The 17,046-nt window shown below is 71.4% G+C and carries 18 protein-coding genes; 11 read left to right on the forward strand and 7 right to left on the reverse strand.

Annotated elements, in window-relative coordinates; all coding sequences use genetic code 11:
• The first annotated feature begins 305 nt into the window (after positions 1-305).
• Positions 306-794, forward strand: a complete 489-nt coding sequence (locus ABZZ20_RS00820; protein ID WP_356866160.1) for a hypothetical protein — start codon at positions 306-308, stop codon at positions 792-794.
• A gap of 703 nt (positions 795-1,497) precedes the next feature.
• Positions 1,498-1,680 carry a hypothetical protein gene (locus ABZZ20_RS00825; RefSeq protein ID WP_356865294.1) on the forward strand — a complete coding sequence of 61 codons (183 nt, stop codon included), beginning with the start codon at positions 1,498-1,500 and terminating at the stop codon, positions 1,678-1,680.
• Positions 1,681-1,871: 191 nt separating this feature from the next.
• Here ABZZ20_RS00825 and ABZZ20_RS00830 read toward each other — a convergent pair whose 3' ends face one another.
• Entirely contained in the window at positions 1,872-2,327 is a 456-nt protein-coding gene (locus tag ABZZ20_RS00830) for an SAM-dependent methyltransferase (RefSeq protein ID WP_356866099.1), read from the reverse strand.
• 21 nt (positions 2,328-2,348) lie between these two features.
• Positions 2,349-3,137, reverse strand: a complete 789-nt coding sequence (locus ABZZ20_RS00835) for a hypothetical protein (RefSeq protein ID WP_356865296.1) — start codon at positions 3,135-3,137, stop codon at positions 2,349-2,351.
• A 136-nt stretch (positions 3,138-3,273) separates the two neighbouring features.
• Between ABZZ20_RS00835 and ABZZ20_RS00840 the strand changes: the two genes are divergently transcribed.
• Entirely contained in the window at positions 3,274-4,188 is a 915-nt protein-coding gene (locus tag ABZZ20_RS00840; protein WP_356865298.1) for an oxygenase MpaB family protein, read from the forward strand.
• 66 nt (positions 4,189-4,254) lie between these two features.
• Here the strand turns inward: ABZZ20_RS00840 and ABZZ20_RS00845 are convergent, their stop codons facing one another.
• A complete protein-coding gene (locus tag ABZZ20_RS00845) occupies positions 4,255-4,854 on the reverse strand; it encodes a methyltransferase domain-containing protein (RefSeq protein WP_356865299.1) in 600 nt (199 codons plus the stop codon).
• A 209-nt stretch (positions 4,855-5,063) separates the two neighbouring features.
• Between ABZZ20_RS00845 and ABZZ20_RS00850 the strand changes: the two genes are divergently transcribed.
• From ABZZ20_RS00850 to ABZZ20_RS00870, 5 genes are all read left to right on the forward strand, one after another.
• Positions 5,064-5,873 (forward strand): MHYT domain-containing protein, encoded by an 810-nt coding sequence (locus tag ABZZ20_RS00850; protein ID WP_356865301.1) that lies wholly within the window; start codon positions 5,064-5,066, stop codon positions 5,871-5,873.
• Between the two features lie 69 nt (positions 5,874-5,942).
• Positions 5,943-8,645 (forward strand): ATP-binding protein, encoded by a 2,703-nt coding sequence (locus ABZZ20_RS00855; protein WP_356865303.1) that lies wholly within the window; start codon positions 5,943-5,945, stop codon positions 8,643-8,645.
• Positions 8,645-9,088 carry a roadblock/LC7 domain-containing protein gene (locus tag ABZZ20_RS00860; RefSeq protein WP_356865305.1) on the forward strand — a complete coding sequence of 148 codons (444 nt, stop codon included), beginning with the start codon at positions 8,645-8,647 and terminating at the stop codon, positions 9,086-9,088. The genes ABZZ20_RS00855 and ABZZ20_RS00860 overlap by 1 nt, the downstream gene beginning before the upstream one ends.
• Before the next feature lie 16 nt (positions 9,089-9,104).
• Positions 9,105-9,485 (forward strand): DUF742 domain-containing protein, encoded by a 381-nt coding sequence (locus tag ABZZ20_RS00865; protein WP_356865307.1) that lies wholly within the window; start codon positions 9,105-9,107, stop codon positions 9,483-9,485.
• Complete coding sequence (locus ABZZ20_RS00870) at positions 9,485-10,144, forward strand: ATP/GTP-binding protein (RefSeq protein ID WP_356865309.1); 660 nt, start codon at positions 9,485-9,487, stop codon at positions 10,142-10,144. The genes ABZZ20_RS00865 and ABZZ20_RS00870 overlap by 1 nt, the downstream gene beginning before the upstream one ends.
• A gap of 29 nt (positions 10,145-10,173) precedes the next feature.
• Here ABZZ20_RS00870 and ABZZ20_RS00875 read toward each other — a convergent pair whose 3' ends face one another.
• On the reverse strand, positions 10,174-10,602 hold the full coding sequence (locus tag ABZZ20_RS00875; protein ID WP_356865311.1) for a PPOX class F420-dependent oxidoreductase: 429 nt from the start codon (positions 10,600-10,602) through the stop codon (positions 10,174-10,176).
• 108 nt (positions 10,603-10,710) lie between these two features.
• On the opposite strand from ABZZ20_RS00875, the gene ABZZ20_RS00880 reads away from it, so the two are divergent.
• Complete coding sequence (locus ABZZ20_RS00880) at positions 10,711-11,109, forward strand: roadblock/LC7 domain-containing protein (protein ID WP_356865313.1); 399 nt, start codon at positions 10,711-10,713, stop codon at positions 11,107-11,109.
• Between the two features lie 191 nt (positions 11,110-11,300).
• Positions 11,301-12,119, forward strand: coding sequence for a DUF6397 family protein (locus tag ABZZ20_RS00885; RefSeq protein WP_356865315.1), 819 nt, complete (start codon positions 11,301-11,303; stop codon positions 12,117-12,119).
• Here the strand turns inward: ABZZ20_RS00885 and ABZZ20_RS00890 are convergent.
• The 3 genes from ABZZ20_RS00890 to ABZZ20_RS00900 are packed head-to-tail and all read right to left on the reverse strand — an operon-like array spanning position 12,083 to position 15,985.
• Positions 12,083-12,484: a YchJ family protein gene (locus tag ABZZ20_RS00890; protein WP_356865317.1), complete on the reverse strand. Its 402-nt coding sequence runs from the start codon at positions 12,482-12,484 to the stop codon at positions 12,083-12,085. The genes ABZZ20_RS00885 and ABZZ20_RS00890 overlap by 37 nt on opposite strands.
• An 8-nt stretch (positions 12,485-12,492) precedes the next feature.
• Positions 12,493-13,410 (reverse strand): acyl-CoA thioesterase II, encoded by a 918-nt coding sequence (locus tag ABZZ20_RS00895; protein ID WP_356865319.1) that lies wholly within the window; start codon positions 13,408-13,410, stop codon positions 12,493-12,495.
• Between the two features lie 52 nt (positions 13,411-13,462).
• On the reverse strand, positions 13,463-15,985 hold the full coding sequence (locus tag ABZZ20_RS00900; protein ID WP_356865321.1) for a DUF3516 domain-containing protein: 2,523 nt from the start codon (positions 15,983-15,985) through the stop codon (positions 13,463-13,465).
• Positions 15,986-16,129: 144 nt separating this feature from the next.
• Between ABZZ20_RS00900 and ABZZ20_RS00905 the strand changes: the two genes are divergently transcribed.
• A complete protein-coding gene (locus tag ABZZ20_RS00905) occupies positions 16,130-16,921 on the forward strand; it encodes a metal-dependent hydrolase (protein ID WP_356865323.1) in 792 nt (263 codons plus the stop codon).
• Positions 16,922-17,046 lie beyond the last annotated feature (125 nt).

The following is a 17,046-nucleotide window of genomic DNA, read 5'->3' on the forward strand; positions in this document are numbered from 1 at the left end:
GAGAGCCCCGTTGGCGACAACGTCACGTTGGCCGCCCGTGGGTTGTCGCTGAGCAGTGACGACCAGCGCGTACTGGCAGCGTGCGCGGCCCAATTGGGTATGGCGTACTCCCACGGTCGCCTTGCCGCCCACGATGCCGAATCGGGCCTGCGCGCCCCAGCCGAACACACCAGGGTCTCTTTGCTCCTCATCGCGAGCCGAGACCTGCGGGGTCCGCTCCGCACGGCTGGCGACGCGCTGAGCAGCCTGGGTACCCTCGCGGACCCTGGGGGGAGGCCCGCATCCTCGACACGGCCCGCTCATCCTTGCGCCGAGCGGGTCGGCTCGTCTCGGATCTCGACGACCTGAGCCGACTGTATGCCGGCTCACCCGACCTCCACCTGCGCCCGGTCGACCTGGACGAGCTACTGACCGCCGTGATGGACGCCCTGGGTCCTGGCCGTACGCTTCGCTGCATCCTTCCGGAGCAACTGCCCCATGTGATCGCCTACGCGGCCGTTCGGGCCCGTGTGCCCACCACTCTGACAGCAGAGGCGCAGCGGCACAGCGTGCCGGACCGGCGCGCGCGGTGGACCGTATCGCGGTCGATGCGCTGCGCCAGCTGTCGCAGGGCGGTCGCGCCGTACAGCAGGGTGCCGCGCTGGATCGGGTTGCTTCGTCGCGACCTCATCCGGGTCGAGGCGGCCGAACTTCACTGGCTCTACGCGGAACACCGCATCAGCGACACCACTCGCCGCGGCCTCCAGCGCACCCTGGACCTGGAGGAGGCGCGGCTGGACCTGGCGAGATGCTGATCAACCGGATCCGTGCCGCCTGCGGCGAGACGGATCTACCGCACGGCGCCGGCTTCTCCAGAGCATCGTGCCGGCCTCCCGCCCCTGGTGGACGGATGCGCAGCCGCGGGCCGTCGGCGATCACGCGCAGCTCCGGCCATGGGTGCCGCTGCCGCAGGACTACGATCCCCACTTTGCGCAGGAGTCACGATGGCGAGGAGTCACGGTCTGCTCGGCGTAGCTCTCCGGCTGCCAGGACGACATATGCAGCACAGACGAAGAGCAGGGCAGGGATTGCGAGCATGCTGCGTTGATCGCTCTCCAGGACAGCCTGGTACTGACCTTAGGAGATCTCGACCCTGCCGCGCGCGTCCGGCGTGGTGGATGACGAACCGCAGCCAGCACGGAGGCCGCACTTCCATATGATCAGGAGTTCCGCCTCCGCCAGCTCCACCCGGGCCCACGGACCGCCGCCAGGACTTCGCGATCACCGCCGCGGGCTGCCCGGAGCGGCCCCCATGGTTGTCCCGGCCCCTGGCCTCCACGAGCGCTGCGTCGGCCACTCGCCGTCGAGAATCGTCGCCGGATCATGCGGTCGGGGCCTGACCGGGGCTTGACCGGGGCCTGACCGGGGCCAGGTCGGGCAGCGGCGGCCGGGAACGTGTCGTCGCGGCGGCGCGTTGAGGGGGTAGTGGTGGACGACGACACGTGGAGGTGTCCGCAGATGTCCAAGCGCGGCAAGGTCGCGGTTGCCGGAGTCGCGGTAGCCATCCTGTTGTTCTGGACGGTCGGGTTCTGGGCCGGCCTGCTGGTCCTGATCGGAGTGCCGGCGGCGGCCTATCTGCTGCTGGACTCCTCCCAGCGGCGCCGACTGCGGGGGATATCCAGAAAGCAGCTCGGCCGCTGAGCGAGCGGTCGCGTGGCTGACGGCCGGCACTTCGGGATGCGTACGGGCGGGCGCGCGGGGCCGGCGGTGGCTCTGCGTGCGGGCCTGGTGGGCCGGTATGCGGGCGGAGCGGCGCCGCTGCCCGCCCTGTCGGACATCCGGCCCCCGGCCGGCTGTGCCACCGTTGGTGCCCGGACCGTATCGGCGCCCGGCTAGTAGTAGTCCCGCATCAAGGTCGTGGCCCACTCCGGCTGGTTCGGTTCGCCACGTGGACCGAACTCGACCATGTACGGCTTGAGGTCGAGGACCGGGGTGCCGTGCACCGCGTCCAGGCCCTCCACGTGCACGTCCAGGCCGTCCACCTTCAGGATCCGGCACCGGGAGACACCCAGCCGGTTCGGCCTGTTCTTGCCGCGCTGGGCGAAGATGCCGACCAGCGGCCAGTCCGGGTTGCCCCGCGGGCGCCGCGCGCCCGTCTCTACCTTCTCCACCGGAACGCGGTCGAAGTGGTAGACGACCTCGAGGTGCGAGAACTCCGCCAGTCCGTACAGGGACTCCGGGCCGAACCGCTCGGCGTCCAGGCGGATCACCGCCGTCTCCCGCCCCCAGTCGTCGTCCGCCACCACCGTGCGGCCCCCCACCACCACGGCCACCGGTTCCGATACCACCGGCACTGGATCTCCCTCGCTTCAGGCCGGGCGCACCGCGACGCGATCCAGCGCCGCCAGCAGCTCCGGAAGTTTCGGTAGTTCATGATCCCCGTCATGGGGAACCGTGAGGACCTCGCTCGGTTCCTCGTCCAGCAGCACGAAGGCCGTGCCGTCGGTGCGGGCCACCAGTGACCACCCGGGTCCGTCCACCCGCAGGATCCGCGCGCCCACGGCTGCGAAGGAGGACCGCACCCGCCCGGGCGGCGGCGGGCTCTGCGTGTATTCCAGGGCTTCCTTGAGCGCCCGTGCGAGCCCGGGGTGCGCCGCGGCAGCCGCCCCGCCGTCCGTCGCGACGCGGTCGCCCCACTGGGCCCACTCCCGGGCGATCTGGTCCGCGCCCATCCGCCGCTGCACCGGCCCCCACGCCTCGGCCGAGGGCGGTGACAGTGGAACCCGCCCGGTGCCGTCCGCACCCTGTTCCGGATCGTGTGGCTCCGGTATGCCCGGGGTCGCCACCGACAGGTCCAGCGGCCAGCCCGCCAGCGAAACCACGATCGTCCGCTCGTCGGGGGACAGGTCGTACGCCATGCCGCAGTCCCAGGAAGCGATCGCCGCGGCCACGAGCGACACGTCGTCCACGACGACCGTCCAGCGCGCACCGTCCTCGTCCTGGCCGAGCACCAGCCCGTACCCCTGCGCGGCCGGCTTCACGCCCAGCAGCGCGCAGGCCTGCGGGAAGTCGTCACCCAGGAGGCTGGGAAACTGCGCGGGGGTCAGCAGTACGGCGGTGAGCACGTAGAGCGAACCGCCCCCCTCCTCGTCGGACACGTGGCCTCCCCGGTCGCTCTCTCGTCGGCGCACCCTAACCAGTCGGTAACCCCGGCGTCGAGAGCTTGCGGGCGGCGATTTCCAAGCCCGCTACCTGCACGTAGAGTTGGTCACCCGCCACAGAAAGGGACACCCGGTGCAGCGTTACGACCGGCTGAGGGAGATCCTCCGTCTCGACCCCGACAAGGACTTCCTCACCATCTACCGGCTCACCGCCACGTATGAGTTCCCCTGGGACTTCACCCGGGCCCTGGAGCTCGCCCTCTTCCGCACGTACGCCGTCCCCAGCATCGGTCGTCTGCTGGCCGAGACCGCCGAGTTCACCGACCGCCCGCAGAAGCGCTACGACGACACGGCGCTGCTCCTCGACGCCGTCGTGGAGCACGGGTTCGAGAGCGAGACCGCCCGCACCGCGATCCGTCGCGTCAACCAGATGCACCGCAGCTACGACATCAGCAACGAGGACATGCGTTACGTCCTGTGCACTTTCGTGGTGATTCCGGCACGCTGGTTGGACGCCTACGGCTGGCGTCCGATGACCCACCACGAGCGCCGGGCCAGCGCGAACTACTACGCCACGCTCGGCCGACACATGGGCATCACGGACATCCCGGGCTCCTACGAGGAGTTCGAGGAAACCCTGAACGCCTACGAGGAGGCCCATTTCGGCTGGGACGAGGGTGGCCGCCAGGTCGCCGACTCCACCATCGGCCTGATGGCCTCCTGGTACCCGGCACCCCTCGCTCCCGCCGTGCGCGGAGCGAGCATCGCACTCCTCGACGAGCCGCTGCTCTCCGCCTTCCGCTACGAGCGTCCGCGCCCGCAGGTCCAGCGGCTGGTCCGCGGCGCCCTGTGGCTGCGCGGACGAGCGGTGCGACTGCTGCCCCCGCGCCGGGTCCCGCACTACGCGCGGCAGAACCCGGAGATCAAGAGTTACCCCCACGGCTACGACGTGGGCGAGCTCGGCACGTTCCCCGTGCCCGGCTCGGGGGGATGCCCCGTGCCGCATCCCCGCCGCCCGGCCGGAGCCGAGGCCCAGCCTCCGGCGTGATCCGGGGCACCTCCGCGGACGCCGGGCGAGGTGCCGACGTACCGGCGTCGTGAGGGGTGTGCCGGGTCAGGCGCGGCGCACCGCGAGGACCAGGAAGCGGGCGTCCTCGTCGGCGTACGAGATCATTTCCCAGCCCGAACCGGTCAGCAGGGGGCGGAGGTTGTGCTCGGCCCGCAGGTCGTCCGGCGTCAGCGCGCGACCGTGCCGGGCGGCCAGGGCCGCTCGCCCGATCGGGTGAAACAGGGCGAGCCGGCCGCCGGGCCGAACCACACGGGCCAACTCACTCAGGTTCGCCGCCGGGTCGGGCAGGTGCGCGATGAGTCCGGCGGCGAAGACCGCGTCGAGCGCCCGGTCGCGCAGCGGCAGCCGGGCCACGTCCGCGAGCAGCAGCGTGCCCTCGGCGTCCCGACCGGACCGCTGCGCGGCGGCCAGCATCTGCGGGGTGAGGTCCGCGCCGAGCACGGTACCCGTCGGACCGACGGCGGCGCGCAGTGCGGGGAGCGCCCGCCCGGTCCCGCAGCCCGCGTCGAGCACGCGGTCTCCGGGTCGCAGACCGAACTCGGCCACGGCCGTCGCGAACGCGGGGCCGTCCTCGGGGAACTTCCTGTCCCAGTCGGCGGCGCGTGCCCCGAAGAAATCCTGCACGTGCGTGTGGTCTTCGCTCATGCGCACATGATCCCGCACTTCTCCGTGCGTGTGGGCGGTGCGGAGCTCGCGGGCGGAGTGGGCGGAGTGGGCGAGGCGGGCGATGCGTGTGCAAGGAGACACGCCGTGTGATCGCAGACGTACGCATCTCTGTCATATTCCAGCAGTTCCAGCGGCTTTCGAAATGCGCCCCTTGTTCGTCCCGTCACCCGGACTAGCGTCCCGGGGCCATGGGACACCTAGACCACGCGGCCTACGGCTGGCTGACCCCCGTACTGTCGTACGCCATGGCGTCGATCGGCGCGGCCCTCGGGCTGCGCTGCACCGTCCGCGCGCTCGCCGCGACGACGCGGTCCTCCCGCCGCAACTGGCTCCTCACTGCGGCCTCCGCCATCGGCACCGGCATCTGGACGATGCACTTCGTCGCGATGCTCGGCTTCAACGTCACCGGCACCGAGATCCACTACAACGTGCCGCTGACCGTCCTCAGCCTCCTCGTCGCCGTGCTCGTCGTCGGCGCGGGCGTGTTCGCCGTCGGCTACGGACGGGGCCGCAGCCGGGCCCTGGTCATCGGCGGCCTCACCACCGGGCTCGGCGTCGCCAGCATGCACTACCTCGGCATGGCCGCCCTCCGCCTGCACGGCAGCATCTCCTACGCCCCGCTCGTCGTCGGGCTCTCGGTCGTCATCGCAGTCGTCGCAGCCACCGCTGCCCTGTGGGCCGCGCTCAACATCAAGTCGTCGGTCGCCGTGGCCGCCGCCTCGCTCGTCATGGGCGCCGCCGTCAGCAGCATGCACTACACCGGGATGCTGGCCGTCGCCGTCCACGTCGCTCCCTCGGGCCAGACCCTGCCCGGTGCCACCGCGATGCAGTTCATCTTCCCGCTCGCCGTCGGGCTCGGCTCGTACCTCTTCATCACCTCGGCGTTCGTCGCGCTGTCGCCGACCGCTGACGAACGTGCCGCTTCTGCTTCAGCTTCCGGTCCCGCACCCGCCGGTCGGCGCGTGGGCGAGCGGGCAACGGCCGCGCCGGCCCACTGACCTGACACGACCTGACCTGGCCCGTCCTCACACCCCGACCCCGTAGGACCGCACCCGGAACGAGGAGCCATGCGCACACCCCGCAGAAGACCGGAAGCAGCGGCGCCGCAGCTGCCCGCGCCCCCGGCCCGCGGTCGCCGGGCCCACGCCGGACCGCCCGCCGAGGAGCCGGCGGCGGAGCAGGTCCGGCGCAGCGCCCGTCCTGGCCCGGCGGCCGACGCCGACGGCCGCGGGTCCGCCCGGTTACGGCTGCGCCTACGCCCCGGCACCGTACGGGCGAAGATCGTGTCGCTCCTGATGGTCCCGATCGTCTCCCTGCTCGCCCTCTGGGGCTTCGCGGCCGTCACCACCGCGCAGGACATCGCCCGGCTCAGCCGTGTCCAGCGGGTCGACGCGCAGATACGCACTCCCGTTGCGGCTGCCGTGACCGAGCTCCAGGCCGAACGTCGCGCCGCCCTCCGACACCTGGCCGACCCCGCCACCGACCAGCGCGCCGCCCTGGAGCAGCAGTCGCGCCGCACCGACGCCGCCGTCCGCAGGCTCCGACTCGGCGACCGGCACACCGTCGCCGAGTCCGGCGACTACCGCACCGACGTGGTCGTGCGCGTCGGCGCCTTCGTGGCCGCCGCCGAGTCGCTCGACTCCACCCGCAAGGACGTCGCCGAGCGCCGGGCGACCCCGGACGCGGCGTACGAGACGTACACCCGCGTGGTCGACACCGCGCTCGCAGCCAACGGCTCGCTCTCCGGAGGGGACGAGGCCGAACTCGGCCCCGCCGCCCGCGTCCTGCTCGAATTCGCCCGGGCCGGCGAACTCCTCTCCCGCGAGGACGCACTGATCGCCGTACCGGGCCCGCGTACCGTCGAAACGCTTCGGCGTCTCACCGGCGTCATCGAGGCCCGCCGCGCCCTCACCGCGAGCTCCGTCGACGACCTGCCCGCCGCCCAGCGAGCCGCCTGGCAGTCCGTCGCCAAGAGCGCCGCCCACGCCGAGCTGACCACCACCGAGGACCGGGTGCTCGCCACCGGCCCCGCTGCCGCCACCGGCCCGGCCGCAGCCAAGGAGACCCGTGGTGTGCCGACCGGCTGGGACGCCGCGTACACGAGCATCAGCACCTCGATGCGGGAGATCGAAACCGCCGCGCACGCAGGCACCGTTGACCGCACCGACTCCTTGGCACAGGGCGCACTCAGCCCCGCCGGAGCCGCCGGGCTGCTGGGCCTGGCCGCCGTCGCCGCCTCCCTCGTCATCTCGGTCCGCATCGGCCGCACCCTCGTCGTGGAACTCGTCTCGCTGCGCAACACCGCTCTGGAGATCGCCCACCGTAGGCTTCCGCAGGCCATGGACCGGCTGCGCGCGGGCCAGAGCGTTGACGTCGACGTCGAGGTCGACGCCGGGACCCCGCCCGGACCGCCCGCCGACGACGAGATCAGCCAGGTCGGCGAGGCGCTGGTCACCGTTCATCGGGCCGCGCTCAGCGCCGCCGTCGAGCGGGCCGAGCTCGCCAGCGGGGTGAGCGGCGTGTTCGTCAACCTGGCCCGCCGCAGCCAGGTCCTGGTGCACAAGCAACTCACCCTGCTCGACTCCATGGAGCGGCGCGCCGACGACCCCGGCGAACTCGGCGACCTCTTCCGCCTCGACCACCTCACGACGCGGATGCGCCGGCACGCGGAGAGCTTGATCATCCTGTCGGGCGCTGCTCCGGGGCGCGCCTGGAGGATGCCGGTCCCGCTCACGAACGTCGTACGGGCCGCCGTCTCCGAGATCGAGGACTACCCGCGGGTGGAGGTTCGCCAGCTGGTGGAGGTCGCCGTGATCGGCGGCGCGGTCGCCGACCTCACGCACCTGCTCGCAGAACTCATCGAGAACGCGACCCAGTTCTCCCCGCCCCACACCAAGGTTCGCGTCAGCGGTGAGCCCGTCGGCGCCGGATACGTCCTGGAAGTCGAGGACCGGGGGCTCGGCATGGGCCGCGGGACCCTCCACGACGCCAACCGGCGCATCGAGCAGTCCGAGGCCCTCGACCTGTTCGACAGCGACCGGCTCGGGCTTTTCGTGGTCAGCCGGCTCTCGGCCCGGCACGGCGTGAAGGTGCACCTGCGCACCTCGCCGTACGGGGGCACCACGGCAGTGGTGCTCTTGCCGAACTCCCTGCTCCAGGGCGCCATCGAGGCAGGCGCCGCCCCGGATCCGGCTCCGGCCGCGGAGCCGCCGCTCGACGCCTCGGAGGAACCGCGGGAGACGGCACCGCGGCCGTCCGCGATGACCGTGGTGCGGGAGGACGCCCGCCCCTGCGGAGTACGGGAGGAGGCGCGCGGCATCCAGGCCCCGGACCGCAGTCCCGTAGGGGAGGAGCCGCGCAGGGCCCCGGTCGCATCCCTGAGGCCGCGGGGCCCTGTGGGCGGCGCGGTAGTTCGTACGCAGGCCCCACCGACTCCGGCCCCGGCGGCAGCTCGGGCTCCGGCGCCGTCTCCGGCCCCGGCTCCGGTGGCGGGGCCGCGGCCCGGTCGAGGCTCCGCCCCGGTCCCCGACGCCCAGGCCGGCACCGACCCGTCGGCCACCGAACTGCCGCGTCGGGTACGTCAGACCAGCCTGGTCCCGCAGCTGCGCGAGAGCCCCGCCCCGCAGGTCCCGGCCGGGGTGCGCCTCCCTGAGGAGCCGCCTGGGCGCAGCCCGGAGCAGGCCCGGGACCGGATGACGGCCTACCGGGCCGGTTGGGTTCGCGGCGTCCAGGAGAACTCCGCCCCTGCAGGCAGTGAAGGAGAAGTGTGATGATCGAGCACGAGAGGTTCGACCTCGACGGAGTCCGCCGGTCCGGCGAACTCGACTGGTTGCTGGACGACCTGGTGGTTCGTGTCCGCGAGGTGCGTCATGCCGTGGTCCTGTCCAACGACGGTCTGGCGGTGGGTGCGTCCTCTGCGCTCAGCAGGGAGGACGCCGAACACCTGGCCGCGGTGGCCTCCGGCTTCCACAGCCTGGCGAAGGGCGCAGGTCGGCACTTCCACGTCGGGGGCGTGCGCCAGACGCTGGTGGAGATGGACGAGGGGTTCCTCTTCGTCGCTGCCGCCGGGGACGGCTCCTGCCTGACCGTACTCAGTGCCGCCAACGCCGACATCGGATTGATCGCCTACGAGATGGCCCGGCTCGTGAAGCGGGTCGGGGAGCACCTGTACACGCCACCGCGGTTCACGGCGCGGCCGCCGGCCGCCGGCTGAGACGGCGGTCGGGTACGTGAACGGCCAGTGGTACGACGCCGACGCGGGTCCGCTCGTCCGGCCGTACGCCATGACGGGCGGGCGCACGAAGCCGGGACCCCACGGGGTCCGGTTCGATCTGATCGCGCTGGTCGTCGTGGACGCCGGGGGCACCGATGCGGCGGCCGAGTCGCTGCTCGGCCCGGAACACCGGGCGCTGCTCGGGCTCTGTCGGTCCGAGACCCAGTCGGTGGCGGAGCTCGCCGCGGACGCGGACCTGCCCGTGGGCGTGGTGCGGGTGCTGCTCGGGGACCTGCTGGAGGGCGGTCACGTCAAGGTCAGCCGGCCGGTGCCGCCGGCCAGGCTGCCGGACGAGCGGATTCTGCGTGAAGTCATCGAGGGATTGCGAGCGCTGTGATGGGACAACACCACAACGGACCCGTGGGGCCGGCCCCGGTGTCCGATACCGGCCCGGAGGCCGACGACGACCTGGCCGCGCTCGCACTGAAGATACTCGTGGCGGGCGGCTTCGGGGTCGGCAAGACCACGCTGGTCGGCGCCGTCAGCGAGATCCGGCCGCTGCGGACGGAGGAACTGCTCAGCGAGGCCGGTGAGTCGGTCGACGACACGGGTGGGGTGGCCCAGAAGTCGACCACGACGGTGGCCATGGATTTCGGGCGGATCACCATCCGGTCCGGGCTGTCCCTCTACCTGTTCGGGACGCCGGGGCAGGACCGGTTCTGGTTTCTGTGGGACGAGCTGTCGCGGGGAGCGTTGGGTGCGGTGGTGCTCGCCGACACGCGACGGCTGGAGGACTGCTTCCCGGCGGTGGACTACTTCGAGCACCGGCGCATCCCGTTCGTGGTGGCGGTCAACTGCTTCACGGACGCGCGGCGGTACGGGGCGCGCGAGGTGTCACGGGCACTGGACCTGGAGCCGGGGACACCGGTGGTGCTGTGCGATGCGCGGGACAAGGACTCGGGGAAGGAAGTGCTGATCAGGTTGGTCGAGTACGCCGGGCGGGTGCACACCGCCCGGCTCCTGGACTCGGTGGAGCCGCAGGCCGATTCCGTATGAGGCGACCGGCGGGTGCGCAGCCGATCGCGTCAGTCGGCCACGCCGGAGACGGAGATCACCTTGTCGATCGTGACGCGGACGAGGAGTTCGCCGGGGACGGCGTTGCGGCGGCCGAAGGCCTCGGCGCTTTCCGCGCCCATGTAGCGCGCGCCGATCCGCGTCGCCCAGCGGCGCATCTCGTCGAGGTCCTCGGTGATCTCCGCGCGGCCCTGGAAGATGACGTGGGAGAACGGTGGCCGTTCGTCGTCCACGCAGAGCGCGACGCGGCCGTCACGGATCAGGTTGCCTCCCTTGACCGTGCCCTTTCCGGTGTTGAACACGAAGGAATCGCCGTCGAGGACGAACCAGACGGGTGCGATGTGCGGGCTTCCGTCCTCGCGGACGGTGGACAGCTTTCCCGTGCGGGTCCCGGCCGAGACGAATGCCCGCCATTCCTCTTGAGTCATCTTCCTCGCCATGAGGACATCCTCCTTGCCGGAAAGCCGCTGGTGGGGAAGGCTTGCGGCACTTACTACCAGGGGTGGGGCGCAGCCGCACCGGGCGGCGTCAACGGGGAGGGGCTCGAAATGGCACTGGACAAGCAGCTCGACTGGCTGCTGGACGATCTGACGCGCAGGGTTCAGCAGGTCAGGCACGCGGTGGTGCTGTCCAACGACGGCCTGGTCACGGGTGCGAGCGCAGGGTTGGTGCGGGAGGACGCGGAGCACCTGGCGGCGGTGGCAGCCGGGCTGCAGAGCCTGGCGAAGGGGTCGGGCCGGCACTTCAGGGCCGGCGAGGTCCGGCAGACGATGGTCGAGTACGACGACGGCGTGCTGTTCGTCATGGCGGCGGGCTCGGGGAGTTCCCTGTGCGTGCTCAGCGCTGCCGAGGCGGACATCGGGCAGGTTGCGTACGAGATGACGCTGCTGGTCAACCGCGTGGGAGAGCACCTGGGCGTGGCGGAGCGGCGGATCACCGGGGGCTGAGGGCGGCGGCTCCCGGACGCGCCGGCGGGCAGACCGGACCGCGTGGCGGCAGCCTGTACGGAGTTATCCACAGGCCTCGCGCGATGTCGTAGCTCTGGGTTACGGTCTTCACACAGAGTGATCACCTACTCGTGGGGGAGGCCGTCATGGAGGTCACGACGCGGAAGGGGTGCGTCCCGCCGGATGCAGGGGTGCACGCATCACCGGAGGTACGGGCGCCCGAGCGGCACCGGACGGATGCGAGGCCGGACCCGGCCGTCGGCGGTGCCCGGGCCGCCGGGGTGTTGGGGCTGACCCGGAGCGAGTTCGCCAGGGCCGTCGAGCTGGGCATCGTGCACGCCGGACAGCCGACGCGCTGCGGAGCCGCACGGTACACGGGGGCGGAGTTGGACCGGGTCGCGGCCTCGGAGGGATTCCCGGACGCGCTGCGCGAACGGGTCGAAACGGTGGCCGGCGCCGAGGCTGCGGGCAGGGTGCTGGGCATCAGCCCGGGCCGGTTCACCCGGCTCGCGCGCTGCGGGCACATCACCCCCGTGGGCTACCGGATCAACCGGTACCGGACGGTGGTCTGGCTCTATCTGGCCGCGGAGTTAAGGGATTTCGCCGCCCGGGACCAGGGGATGCTGCGCGGGAGCGCGCCGCCGACGGACCGGGAGCTGATGGCGGCCCATGCGGATCTGCGGCCACGGAAGTGGCGCGGTCGGCATGTGGGCCTGTTGCTGAGACGAACCACCGATCCCTGGGGGCGGGCCGCCGTACTGGCCTCCGTGCTCCCGGAGGAAGAGGTGCGGGCGGCCGTGCCCGATCCGGCGGAGCGGATCGTGCTCGCCGCCCTCGCTCCGCCCCCGCCGTACGGCCATCCGCAGATCCCGGCCGCGGCGGCCGTGGCGGACAGGCTGTTGACGGCGGAGCCGCCGGCCGAGATCCATTGGTACCGCGCCAGCCTGGACTTCGCCCTGTCCAGGGCGCGCGGTCAGTCGAAGTCGACGGGGGAGAGGGGGCCGACGTAGACCCAGGCACCGCCCTCCCGCGTGAAGGCGCTGTGCTCGTGGAGGGAACCGGTGTGCCCGCCCTCGCGGTAGTGCGCCCGGAACTCCACCGAACCTTCCGTCTCGAACATCCCACCGCGCTCGGTGCCGAGCACCTCCAGTCGCACCCAGCGCTGCCCCGGATCCAGGTCGAGCCGGTCGGGCCGGGTGTTCGGATGCCAGGAGCGCAGCAGGTAGGCGGTGTCGCCGACGGCGAACGCGCTGAACCGGGAGCGCATCAACAGCTCGGCGGTGGGCGCCTGCTGGGCACCGGAGTGGAAGCGGCCGCAGCACTCGGAGTAGCTGGCGGGCAGCCCGCAAGGACAGGGGAGGACGGGGGTGGCCATGGGTGTGCTCAGCTCTTCGGGGTCGATTCGGTCGGCCCGTTCGACCGGGGCGACGGGGACTGGTAGGGGCGGAAGAGGCCTTCCTGGACGACGGAGACCAGCAGCCTGCCCTCCAGGTCGTAGATGCGGCCACGGGCCAGGCCCCGGCCGCCGTGCGCGATGGGCGACTCCTGGTCGTACAGGAACCACTCGTCCGCGCGGAACGGCCGGTGGAACCACATCGCGTGGTCCAGTGAGGCCATGTCGAACCCGCGCATGCCCCACAGCGGTTCCACGGGAATGCGCACGGCGTCGAGGAGGGTCATGTCGCTGGCGTAGGTGAGGGCGCAGGTGTGTACGAGCGGGTCGTCGCCCAGCGGGCCGACCGCGCGCATCCACACCGCGCTGCGGGGGTCGGCGTCCTTGAGCTCCTTCGGAGTCCAGCGGAGCCGGTCCACGTACCTGATGTCGAACGGCTGGCGTCGGGCCATGCGTTCCAGCGCCTCGGGCAGCGTACCCAAGTGCTCGCGGACCTCGTCCACGACCTTGGGGAGCGTGTCCGGGTGGGGAAAGTCGAGTCGAGGAGGCAGCTGGTGCTCGATGCTGCCCTCCTCAGGATGATGGAAGGAGGCGGTCAGGTTGAAGATCGTCTTGCCTTGCTGGACCGCGGTGACGCGACGCGTGGTGAAGGACCGCCCGTCACGCACCCGCTCCACCTGGTACACGATCGGCACCCCGGGAAGGCCGGGGCGCAGGAAGTACGCGTGCAGGGAGTGGACCGGGCGCTCGCTCTCGGTGGTGCGGCCGGCGGCCACCAGCGCCTGGCCGGCGACCTGCCCGCCGAAGACCCTCTGGAGGGACTCCTGCGGGCTGGCGCCGCGGAAGATGTTGACCTCGATCTGCTCCAGGTCGAGCAGATCGACCAGCCTCTCGGCGGGGTTCGTCATCAGGGGTTCTCCACGGTCGGGTGCGGCGGGGCCGGTCGCTTGCGGGGGTCGGTCAGAGGGTGCCGAGCTCGCCGACCGAGGTGAGTCGGATGACCGCCCGGCCCTCCTCGTCGGAGGCCGCGAGGTCGACCTCGGCGCTGATGCCCCAGCCGTGGTCCCCGTTCGGGTCCGCGAAGGTCTGGCGGACGCGCCACAGGCCGTGCGCAGGGTCCTCCTCGATCTGGAGCAGCTTCGGACCGCGCGCGTCGGGGCCGGTGCCCAGGTCGTCGTACTCGTCCCAGTAGGCGTCCATGGCTTCGCCCCAGGCGTCGGCGTCCCAGCCGGACTCGCCGTCCAGCTCGCCCAGCTCGTTGATGTGATCCAGCGCGGCCAACTCGACCCGGCGGAACATGGCGTTGCGGACCAGTACGCGGAAGGCGCGCGCGTTCGCGGTGACCGGCTTGACCTGGTCGGCCTTCTCCTGGGCCTGCTCCGCCGTCTCCACCTCCGGGTTCGCCAGCTGCTCCCACTCGTCGAGCAGGCTGGAGTCGACCTGGCGGACGAGCTCGCCCAACCAGGCGATGAGGTCCTGGAGGTCCTCGGACTTGAGGTCGTCGGGGATGGTGTGGTCCAGCGCCTTGTACGCGCTCGCCAGGTAGCGCAGCACGATGCCCTCGGTGCGGGCGAGTTCGTAGAAGGAGGTGAACTCGGTGAAGGTCATCGCACGCTCGTACATGTCGCGGATGATCGACTTCGGGGAGACCGGGTGGTCACCGACCCACGGGTGGCTCTTGCGGTACACGTCGTAGGCGTGGAACAGGAGCTCTTCGAGCGGCTTGGGATAGGTGACGTCCTGGAGCCGCTCCATCCGCTCCTCGTACTCGATCCCGTCGGCCTTCATCGCGCCCACGGCGATGCCGCGTTCCTTGTTCTGCTGCGCGGCCAGGATCTGGCGCGGGTCGTCCAGCGTGGATTCGACGACGGAGACCATGTCCAGCGCGTAGGAGGGGGACTCGGGGTCCAGCAGGTCGAAGGAGGCCAGCGCGAAGGTGGACAGCGGCTGATTGAGTGCGAAGTCCTGCTGGAGGTCGACCGTGAGCCGGATGGTGCGGCCTTCCGCGTCCGGGGTGTCGAGCTTCTCGACCACCCCGCCGTCCAGCAGCGAGCGGTAGATGGCGATGGCCCGGCGGATGTGCCGCAGCTGGGCCTTGCGCGGCTCGTGGTTGTCCTCGAGGAGGTGGCGCATGGCCTGGAAGGCGTCGCCCGGACGGGCGATGACCGACAGCAGCATGATGTTGGTGACCTTGAACCGGGACGTGAGCGGCTCCGGGTCGGCGGCGATGAGCTTCTCAAAGGTGGTGTCCGACCAGGCGACGAAGCCCTCGGGAGCCTTCTTGCGCACCACCTTGCGGCGCTTCTTGGGGTCGTCGCCCGCCTTCGCGAGCGCCTTCTCGTTCTCGATGACGTGCTCGGGTGCCTGGGCGACCACGTACCCCGCCGTGTCGAAGCCCGCCCGACCCGCGCGGCCGGCGATCTGGTGGAACTCACGGGCACGCAGGGTCCGGACCCGGTTGCCGTCGTACTTGGTGAGCGCCGTGAACAGCACGGTGCGGATCGGCACGTTGACGCCGACACCGAGGGTGTCGGTACCGCAGATCACCTTCAGCAGGCCGGCCTGGGCCAGCTTCTCGACCAGACGTCGGTACTTCGGCAGCATGCCGGCGTGGTGGACGCCGATGCCGTGCCGGACGTAGCGGGAGAGGTTCTGGCCGAACTTGGTGGTGAAGCGGAAATTGCCGATCAGTTCGGCGATCTTGTCCTTCTCCTCGCGGGTGCACATGTTGATGCTCATCAGCGACTGCGCCCGCTCGACCGCCTGGGCCTGGGTGAAGTGCACGATGTACACGGGGGCCTGCCGGGTCTCCAGCAGCTCGGTGATCGTGTCGGTGATCGGCGTCGTGACGTACTCGTACGACAGCGGGACGGGCCGGCTCGCCGAGCGGACCACCGAGGTCGGCCGACCGGTGCGTCGGGTCAGGTCCTCCTCGAACCGCTTCACGTCGCCGAGGGTCGCCGACATCAGGATGAACTGTGCCTGCGGGAGTTCCAGCAGCGGGATCTGCCAGGCCCAGCCGCGGTCCGGCTCGGCATAGAAGTGGAACTCGTCCATGACGACCTGGCCGATGTCGGCGTACTTGCCGTCGCGCAGGGCGATGGAGGCCAGCACCTCGGCGGTGCAGCAGATCACCGGGGCGTCCGCGTTCACGGAGGCGTCGCCGGTCAGCATTCCCACGTTCTCGGTGCCGAAGAGCTTGCACAGGTCGAAGAACTTCTCCGACACCAGCGCCTTGATCGGAGCGGTGTAGAAGGTCACCTTGTCCTGGGCGAGGGCGGTGAAGTGCGCACCCGCAGCGACGAGGCTCTTGCCCGAGCCCGTCGGGGTGGACAAGATCACGTTCGCCCCGGAGACGACCTCGATCAGAGCCTCCTCCTGAGCCGGGTACAGGGTGATGCCCTGATCCTCCGCCCACGAGGAGAAAGCCTCGAAGAGGGCGTCGGGGTCGGCGTTCGGCGGGAGCTGATCAATGAGGGTCACACCCCCCATCTTGCCTGGCTTCCTGCCGGATGAGGGAACCGGCGGGAAGAATGAAGATCACCGCCGGTACGCTGTGCCGTTGACCGGGCCCGAATGAAACCGTCAACGGGGCCCGACCACCACACGACTGGGGCGGGTACGACCATGATGGGTCCGGCGCACTCACTGTCCGGGGCGGCAGCCTGGCTGGGGGTGGGTGCGGCGGCTGCAGCCGCCGGGCACCCGATGCCCTGGCCCGTCCTCGTCGTCGGCGCGCTCATCTGTGCCGGCGCAGCCCTCGCCCCCGACCTCGACCACAAGTCGGCGACGATCTCCCGTGCCTTCGGCCCGCTCTCCCGCGGCCTGTGCGAGGTGGTCGACAAGATCTCCTACGCCGTCTACAAGGCCACCCGCGCTCCGAAGGACGCCCGTCGCACCGGCGGCCACCGCACCCTGACGCACACCTGGCTGTGGGCCGTCCTGATCGGCGCCGGCTCCTCCGCGCTGGCGGTCTCCACCGACCGCTGGGGCGTGCTCGTGCTGCTCTTCGTCCACCTGGTGCTGGCCGTCGAAGGCCTGCTGTGGCGGGCTGCCCGGATGTCCAGCGACATCCTGGTCTGGCTGCTCGGCGCCACCAGCGCCTGGATCCTGGCCGGCGTGCTCGACCAGCCCGGCAACGGCGCCGGTTGGCTGTTCACCGACCCCGGTCAGGAGTACCTCTGGCTCGGCCTGCCGATCCTGCTCGGCGCCCTGGTTCACGACATCGGCGACGCGCTGACCGTCTCCGGCTGCCCCGTCCTGTGGCCCCTGCCCATCGCCGGGAAGCGCTGGTACCCCATCGGCCCGCCCAAGGGGATGCGCTTCCGGGCCGGCAGCTGGGTGGAGCTCAAGGTCCTCATGCCGGTGTTCATGCTGCTCGGCGGCATAGGCGGTGCCTCGGCCCTCGGATTCATATAGTGCTGTGACCGGAAAGGTTCACCGGCCCGCGGGCTGCCGGTCCGGACGACCCGGGCGCCCCGGGCGACCCGGATGATCCGGACGTTTCCCGCCGTACGGGTGCTCCGGATCGCCCGTACGGGTCC

It is taken from the genome of Streptomyces sp. NPDC006430 (assembly GCF_040612395.1).
Classification (GTDB): Bacteria; Actinomycetota; Actinomycetes; order Streptomycetales; family Streptomycetaceae; genus Streptomyces.

Coding starts and splice junctions, on each gene's coding strand:
- ABZZ20_RS00870 (WP_356865309.1), top strand. CDS start 9,485: ATGGGACAACACCACAACGGACCCGTGGGGCCGGCCCCGGTGTCCGAT.
- ABZZ20_RS00880 (WP_356865313.1), top strand. CDS start 10,711: ATGGCACTGGACAAGCAGCTCGACTGGCTGCTGGACGATCTGACGCGC.
- ABZZ20_RS00875 (WP_356865311.1), bottom strand. CDS start 10,602: ATGGCGAGGAAGATGACTCAAGAGGAATGGCGGGCATTCGTCTCGGCC.
- ABZZ20_RS00825 (WP_356865294.1), top strand. CDS start 1,498: ATGTCCAAGCGCGGCAAGGTCGCGGTTGCCGGAGTCGCGGTAGCCATC.
- ABZZ20_RS00860 (WP_356865305.1), top strand. CDS start 8,645: ATGATCGAGCACGAGAGGTTCGACCTCGACGGAGTCCGCCGGTCCGGC.
- ABZZ20_RS00855 (WP_356865303.1), top strand. CDS start 5,943: ATGCGCACACCCCGCAGAAGACCGGAAGCAGCGGCGCCGCAGCTGCCC.
- ABZZ20_RS00850 (WP_356865301.1), top strand. CDS start 5,064: ATGGGACACCTAGACCACGCGGCCTACGGCTGGCTGACCCCCGTACTG.
- ABZZ20_RS00895 (WP_356865319.1), bottom strand. CDS start 13,410: ATGACGAACCCCGCCGAGAGGCTGGTCGATCTGCTCGACCTGGAGCAG.
- ABZZ20_RS00845 (WP_356865299.1), bottom strand. CDS start 4,854: ATGAGCGAAGACCACACGCACGTGCAGGATTTCTTCGGGGCACGCGCC.
- ABZZ20_RS00905 (WP_356865323.1), top strand. CDS start 16,130: ATGATGGGTCCGGCGCACTCACTGTCCGGGGCGGCAGCCTGGCTGGGG.
- ABZZ20_RS00890 (WP_356865317.1), bottom strand. CDS start 12,484: ATGGCCACCCCCGTCCTCCCCTGTCCTTGCGGGCTGCCCGCCAGCTAC.